This is a genomic window from Streptomyces sp. NPDC050388 (assembly GCF_040655635.1).
Classification (GTDB): Bacteria; Actinomycetota; Actinomycetes; order Streptomycetales; family Streptomycetaceae; genus Streptomyces.
The window spans coordinates 1-6249 of record NZ_JBFAKH010000179.1 but is presented as its reverse complement, the minus strand read 5'-3'; the positions used below and the strand labels follow the sequence as shown (position 1 = coordinate 6249).

Here is a 6249-nt window from a genome sequence, read left to right as displayed (position 1 = left end):
TGTACGACGGCGACGCACTGTCCACGGACGGTCCCCCTCCACCATGACCAACCCGAAGATCATCCCACCCGGTCAGTCAACGTGACAGCACCCGACTGGACGTTCGTCACCACCGGTCTGCCCGACGCCGTCACCACCGCGCGAGCGGGCCGAGGCGGCGTCGTCGGACAGCGGCAAGGACCTCGACGTCGTTCTCATGGGCGGCGGCGCCACGGTCGGCTCGGCGCTCGAGGCCGGGCTGGTCGACGCGCTGACGCTGCACCTCGCGCCCGTCGTGCTGGGCGCCGGGACGCCCCTGTTCACCGGCAAAGCGCCGCGCACGCTGGTGCAGCGGAGCGTGACCTCGACGTCGACCGCGACGCACCTGACCTACGCCGTACTCTGACGACGTCGTTGCGGAACTTCACACCGAGCAATCAACGACGCCCCGGTGGGGCACCGTCCTTCATGTGCTTCAGCAGTCACTCCTGACCAAACGACCCCCACTTCGGGAATCGAGGACAGGCACTGACGCATATCGATCACTCAACCTCCGATGTGACAGATCACGCGTGATCGGCCACTTTCGGCACGTAGGCAATGGCCGCTCGTGTCCGTGCGGGTCGTCGTGCTGCATCACGTGATCGGGCTCAAGTGGGGGCAGGCGGAGCTGCTGCCCCCTGGTGGGGTTCAAGCCGTGCGGCGGGCTGGAGCGTCCGTCGGGGTCTGGCCCACGCCCGCGATGGCGTTGAGGGAGGTAACGCGCTTGGTACGGCAGACGGCGACGGTGGTGTCGTAGCCGACGATGAGGCTGGTCAGGCCGAAGGCCATGAGGCTGTCGCCGGCTTCGATGGTGTGGGTGAAGTGGAGAGTCGCCGTGGCGGCGATCGCGGGGAGGGCCAGGCTGCCGATCGGGCGGCGCAGGGCCTTGATCTTGTGGGCCCAGCGGTCGCGTACGTGCTTGGGCGGGATGACCTTGAACCAGTTGCTGTTGGAGGGCTGGTCGCCGCTTCCGTCGTTGCCGACCAGGGTGAGGGGGACGTCGTTCATGATTGTTTCCTTGAGGGGTGTGCCAGGGGGTCGGCTCCGGGTGGCGGAGCTGGAGGTGTTCTAGGCGTCGTCGAAGTCGAATCCGAAGTCGTCGTCGAGGTCGTCGAACGGTGCGAGGGGGTCGAGGTCTTCAGCTGCGTGGGCTTCGTTCTTGAGGATGCGGCTGATGCGGCGGGCGGCCCACAGGTCGCGGGCGATGATGAAGTCGCCGAAGGACTGCTCGCCGGTGACGGCCTTGTACATGTGCCGACTGGCTTCCCAGGGCTTTTCGAGGAGTTCGCCGCTGTCGAGGAACAGGACGATCATGCCGTGGCCGGTGGCGACGGGGATGATCGCGGAGTTCAGGACCGGCTCGGTGAGGTGGAAGGCGACGGGGACCTTGCCGCCGAGGACGGCCTGGGCGACCGCGCTGCTGGTGTCGAAGGGGAAGAGCGGCTCGGGGTAGTGGCGGCGCATACGGGAGGCGCTGTCCATCATCGAGTGCGGCAGGACCACGTAGTTGGGGTCTTCCTCGGCCACCACGGGTTCGCCGGTCATGGCCAGCCAGCCGTCCTTGCGGGTCAGGCGCCAGGAACCGGAGCAGTCGCTCAGCAGGGCGGTGTCCGCGGTCACCTGGGCGGCGTAGAAGGGCCTGCCGGGGATGTAGGTGGTGACGGAGATCGAGGTCGCCTGGGTGTCGTTGGTGGACAGCCAGCGGCGCAGGGAGCCGGTGAATGAGACGCTGACGATGGGCTGTTCGGCGCGTACGTGGGCGCGGAACTCGGCCTCGCGTTCTTCGGGGGTGCCGTCGGCTCCCAGCACGGCCGGCGTTTGGCCGCCTTCGTTCTCGATGCCGTACAGGGTTTCTTCGACAGCTTCGACGAGACGGCGCCGGCAGGCCTGGGCCTGGGCTTCCTCGTGGGCGTCCTGAGAGGGGACACCGGGTGGGATGTAGCGCTGGCCGAGGAGGGCGAAGACCTTCTCGTCCTGCTCGTCCTGGGTGAGCGGCTCGTCCATGTCCTGGCCATAGACCTTCTCGCGGCCGAAGGCGTCGAACATCTGGAGGGCGGTGCCGCAGACGTGGGCGGTGACGCCTCCGGCGCCGAGGGGCTGCTTGGGACCGTTGCTGAGGGCCTCGGGAAGGTCGTGCACGTGAACTCCTCGGTATGTGCTCGTTACTTGCGGCCGCGCGCGGGGCGTGCGCGGTCATGTGCGCCGCGTACCGACCCTCGCAAGAGGGCATTCGTGTAGCCCAGTTGGAGGATTACATGTCCAACTACGACACGCCCACGACACGCCATATTTCCGGAAGTGTTGAAGGACACATTGGAATTTTTACAACCGGCGTCTGGTAGTGGGCGTCCATGGCAACACATATGCCAGAGCGACTACAAGACTCCTTGTAGTGCCGTAGTCTGAGCGGCGTTCAGTCAGCGAGGGTGCTGGGACCTGGGCGTCTCGGCACCCCAAAACGGGAGTGGCGTGCCCCGATCCCTGGCACGGACGGGGCGTCGGTCCCCGACGAAGGGAACACGCGTGTCGAACGATCGCAGGAAGACCAGTACTGAGGACAAGGACCGGCAGGTCGTTGTATCAGTCCGGTTTCCAGGAGAGCTACTTGACCGTATCCAGGCCATGGCAGCGGTGATGTCCACCACCGCCAATGCCCTCATCCGGGAGGGCATGGAGGCCTACGTGCGGGAACAGGCGGCCAGTTCAGGGTTCAAGGAAGCCAGCGAGAAGTACATCGCCGAGGCGCAGGCCCGGGTCGCCACGGTGCTCGGCACCCCGCCTGATGGCCGAGGATCGCGTGACTGACATCGATTTCCGGATCACCAGGCGACATGTGTGCACTGTGCTCACTCTTTGATCCATGCTTTCGGTCCCTTTGCGCCGGGGCCCGTCAGTGGGCCCCGGCGTCCCTGCGTCTGCTGCGTGCGGCGTCCTGCACCCGGCGCCCGCCGCGGCGGGCATGGTCCGCGCGATTCGGTAGCGCCGCGGCCGGTGATCTGTCGCGCCGCTGGCACGTCGGCGAGGCCGGCCGGTGCGTTGTCGTGGCGAGGATGACGGCGATATGTGTGGCGAAGTCCTGGCCCGGCAGAGGGATTTCCCGGTCGGGATGGGCATCGTAGCCCGCCGTCACCGCGGCGGGAACGTAGCTCAGTACGGCGGTGACGGTTTCGCTGCGAGTCCGCAAGCCCGGTGAGGCCAGCCGGTCGAGGATGCGCAGGACGGTCGTGGTGCTGCGGTCCATGCGCACGGTGTCGGTTTCGGTGTCCTCGCCGGGCACCGTGACGGTCTCCGTTTCCGGCTCGGTGCCGATGCTGGTCTGCTCGAGCCAGAAGTTCGCGGCGTAGGTCTCGCCGAGTGCCTGGTGGTGCAGGTAGAGGCAGTAGGAGGCGGCATCGTCGCCGGCGCCGGCCGCGTACTGCCACCAGAACCGGGCGCCTTCGTCAGCGTCGGCGAGCTGCAGGACGCAGCCCAGCACCCAGGCCCCGTGCGGTGCGGGCAGTTGCTCGGTGACGAAGTCCTCGAGGAACGCGGTGGAGTGACTGACCGCTGTCTCGCACAGGGTGTTGAGGTGGGTCATGGCCGTGTCGTCGGCTGTCTGGGCCTCGGTGTCCTCCCACAGCACCGGTCCGCCCGGGGGCAGGGCGGGGTAGGCGCAGTCCTCGTAGGGGACGGTGTCGGTGGGCACCCTGGGCTGTTGCTGGAGCAGGGCGCGCGCCAGCAGCTGGTCGATGGTGGTGTCGATGGCGGTCATGGAGTGGTTCACTCCCTGGTTTGTCGGCGGCGGTAGATGTCTGCCAGGGCTGCACGGGCGTGGCTGTCGATGGCGCGGGTGGCGGCCGGTGTCAGGCCCACGACGTCCGGGACGGCGTCGGCGTCGATCCCGCACAGGTAGCGCAGCACCGTGATGTCCTGCTGATCACGGGGCAGGCGGCCGATCGCGTCGAACAGGGGCATCAGCTCGTCGATGCTCGAGAGGCGCTCCGCGAGGCCGGTGCTCTTCTGCTGGGTCTGCGTCGACAACGCGGTGGCCCGCAGGTCGACGTGCCCCTCCGGGTGGCGGTGAGCGCGGGCCAGCACTCTCGAGCGCAGCAGCCGCCAGCCGAAGCGGGGCGTGTTCTCACTGGTCGCGGCCTCGTTCCAGCACAGCCAGAGGATGTCGAAGGTTTCCGCGACGACCCACTGGGCGCGCTGGTCGGTGAGCAGGAAAGCGCGGGCGTAGGCCGTGTAGGGGGCGGCCATCAGTTGGACGAAGCCCTGGTGGGCTGTGGGCTGGTGGTCCCGTTCGATGGGCAGGACGCGGTCGATGGACCGCTGGATCCAGGCCGGCTGCTTGTTGGCCTCCTGCGCCGCCGCCGTCCACAACCGTCGCATCGGCCACGCCGGTATCTCGAGCGCGGTGATGATGCTGAAGGTGATCTCCCAGCCCGGGTAGTAGCCGTTGCCGCGCAGCAGTTCCGAAATCCGGGTCTTGGAGAATCCCGTGAGCACCACGAGTTCGTTCAGGGTCAGGCCGCTGGTCCTCAGGCGGGCGCGAACCGACTCCAGCCACGCCCGGTGGGCCAGTCCCACGCCCGCGGCGATTGGTTCCGGCTTGCGTCCGCGCCGGGCCGCGGGTGCACCGTCGGAGCGCTCCGGTACCGGGGAGGGCATCATCACGGCGCCCCCTCGCGCCGCGGGCACATCGGTGCGGTCAACTGCTGTCCCATGGGCGGAAGGCCGGGCCGGGCCACCGGGGGGCGCATCGTCAGGCGTTCGGGCACCGCCCGTGGTCTGGCCGGGGGGAGGGCCGCCACATCTACCGTGGTCGGCGCCTGCGTCATGGGCATCGGTCCTCGTTCCCTTGACTGGGTGTCTGGAAGCACCGCCCCGCGCGGCGGTGCTGAAGCGCCAGCGGGAGCAGGACGCCAGCATGGTCCGCGCGTAATCGAACACGCCAGGTGATCATGAAGTTACGGAACAATAGAGTTCGCAGAGGCGGGAGTTACCCCATAAAAACGGTCATGCGTGCACAGATCATGACCCGCTCCAACCCGTAAGAGTGGAGAAAGGCGCCACCGCCCCGGACGGCCGCCGGAAGACCGCCACCATGAAACACCAGGCGCCCCTCGGCGTCGGACCTTCCCGTCTGGAAGGCCGCGGAACCCCTCGTGCTGACGAACACCCAAGGAGGGGCTCCGATCCCCCCTCCCGTCCGGCCGCCCCCGTGCCGGACGGGAGACAGGGGCCCAATACCTCACCGACCAGCCGCCGGTGCACCCCGCCCCTCCAGCCCAGTCCAGACTTCTGACGGTCGCACGCCTACCCACCTGGCTGTCGGTGGACGGGCAGGTCTCGTTCAACCGCTCCTCAGTGTGAGCGGACTGCTTCCCCATAACCGTCGTTCTGGCGCAGTGCCGTCGCCTCATTTTGCGAGGGCGGTTCCGGCAGGTCGTGGTGGCCGTCGGGGTGGTCGTGGATCCAGGACAGGCCTCCCAGATCCAGGCGCCGTCGGGTGCGGGTGACGGCCACGTAGGCCAGGCGGGCTTCGGCATCGTCGATGGGGTCGGGCGGCGCCGGAACACCCGTGCGCTCACCGACGTGGTTGTCCTGGGACCGGCTCGAAGGCCTCGTGGCCAAGAGCCAGGCCCAGCGCACCAAGCAGGGCGCCTCGGTCTTCTACACCGCCCCCACCGCACCGGCGCCCGCGACTGCCGCCCGGGCCGAGACGCACCCCGAAGACGCCGACCGCTGAAACATGGGGGGATTCTCCGTCACCCGCCTCCCTGCCGCTTGGCCCCCAGGGGGCCACCTGCCGCTCCCCGAGCACCGACCTCGCCTTACGCGCCGCCCCGCCGACTGAACCGCCTGGCCTGCGCGGCACCAACGGCGAGTTCAGCCCGGGTATCACCCGCGCCATCCCACTCAGCCCCGAGCGAGACCTCCCCACACCGCGGGCCGAACGCGCCGCGCAGTGAAGCGGAGCAGCAGCAGGCCGCGATCAAGATCAATGAGTCGGCGCCTCCTGGGGACCGGCGGGTCGATGTATCGAAGAGCCTGCGTAGCCGCAGGTGCAGTCGCTGTTCGCACTGGTACGCATCCGTGGTCAGGTCCAGCCCAGTCGCGATGGTGGGAACTCCGGGTGGGGGAGCCTCCGACGGCGTTGATGCCCCTATGGATGTCAAGTAGCGATTGCGGCACGTGCGCGGCTGGCTGCGGGGCTCGGAGTGGCGATGAGCTGGTAGACCTCCC

General features: G+C 68.4%; 6 protein-coding genes and 2 pseudogenes. 3 read left to right on the top strand and 5 right to left on the bottom strand.

The features are described 5' to 3' along the window. Positions 1 to 72: 72 nt before the first annotated feature. Positions 73 to 385 (top strand): annotated as a pseudogene (locus tag AB0I73_RS39905) (dihydrofolate reductase family protein); the annotation flags it as partial. A gap of 284 nt (positions 386 to 669) precedes the next feature. On the opposite strand, the gene AB0I73_RS39900 reads toward AB0I73_RS39905, so the two are convergent. After that, complete coding sequence (locus tag AB0I73_RS39900) at positions 670 to 1029, bottom strand: hypothetical protein (RefSeq protein ID WP_363045291.1); 360 nt, start codon at positions 1027 to 1029, stop codon at positions 670 to 672. Positions 1030 to 1089: 60 nt separating this feature from the next. Further along, positions 1090 to 2160: a hypothetical protein gene (locus tag AB0I73_RS39895; protein WP_363045290.1), complete on the bottom strand. Its 1071-nt coding sequence runs from the start codon at positions 2158 to 2160 to the stop codon at positions 1090 to 1092. 384 nt (positions 2161 to 2544) lie between these two features. Here AB0I73_RS39895 and AB0I73_RS39890 point away from each other — a divergent pair, with 384 nt between their 5' ends. Further along, positions 2545 to 2826, top strand: coding sequence for a hypothetical protein (locus AB0I73_RS39890; RefSeq protein ID WP_363045289.1), 282 nt, complete (start codon positions 2545 to 2547; stop codon positions 2824 to 2826). A gap of 85 nt (positions 2827 to 2911) precedes the next feature. Here the strand turns inward: AB0I73_RS39890 and AB0I73_RS39885 are convergent, their stop codons facing one another. The 3 genes and pseudogenes from AB0I73_RS39885 to AB0I73_RS39875 all read right to left on the bottom strand — a co-directional run. Beyond that, complete coding sequence (locus tag AB0I73_RS39885) at positions 2912 to 3772, bottom strand: hypothetical protein (RefSeq protein ID WP_363045288.1); 861 nt, start codon at positions 3770 to 3772, stop codon at positions 2912 to 2914. 8 nt (positions 3773 to 3780) lie between these two features. After that, the gene (locus tag AB0I73_RS39880) at positions 3781 to 4674 is read right to left on the bottom strand and encodes an XRE family transcriptional regulator (protein ID WP_363045287.1); all 894 of its coding nucleotides are present in this window, start codon (positions 4672 to 4674) and stop codon (positions 3781 to 3783) included. 693 nt (positions 4675 to 5367) lie between these two features. Further along, positions 5368 to 5586 (bottom strand): annotated as a pseudogene (locus AB0I73_RS39875) (hypothetical protein); the annotation flags it as partial. Between the two features lie 43 nt (positions 5587 to 5629). On the opposite strand from AB0I73_RS39875, the gene AB0I73_RS39870 reads away from it, so the two are divergent. Further along, on the top strand, positions 5630 to 5752 hold the full coding sequence (locus AB0I73_RS39870; RefSeq protein WP_363045292.1) for a hypothetical protein: 123 nt from the start codon (positions 5630 to 5632) through the stop codon (positions 5750 to 5752). The last annotated feature ends 497 nt before the right edge of the window (positions 5753 to 6249 follow it).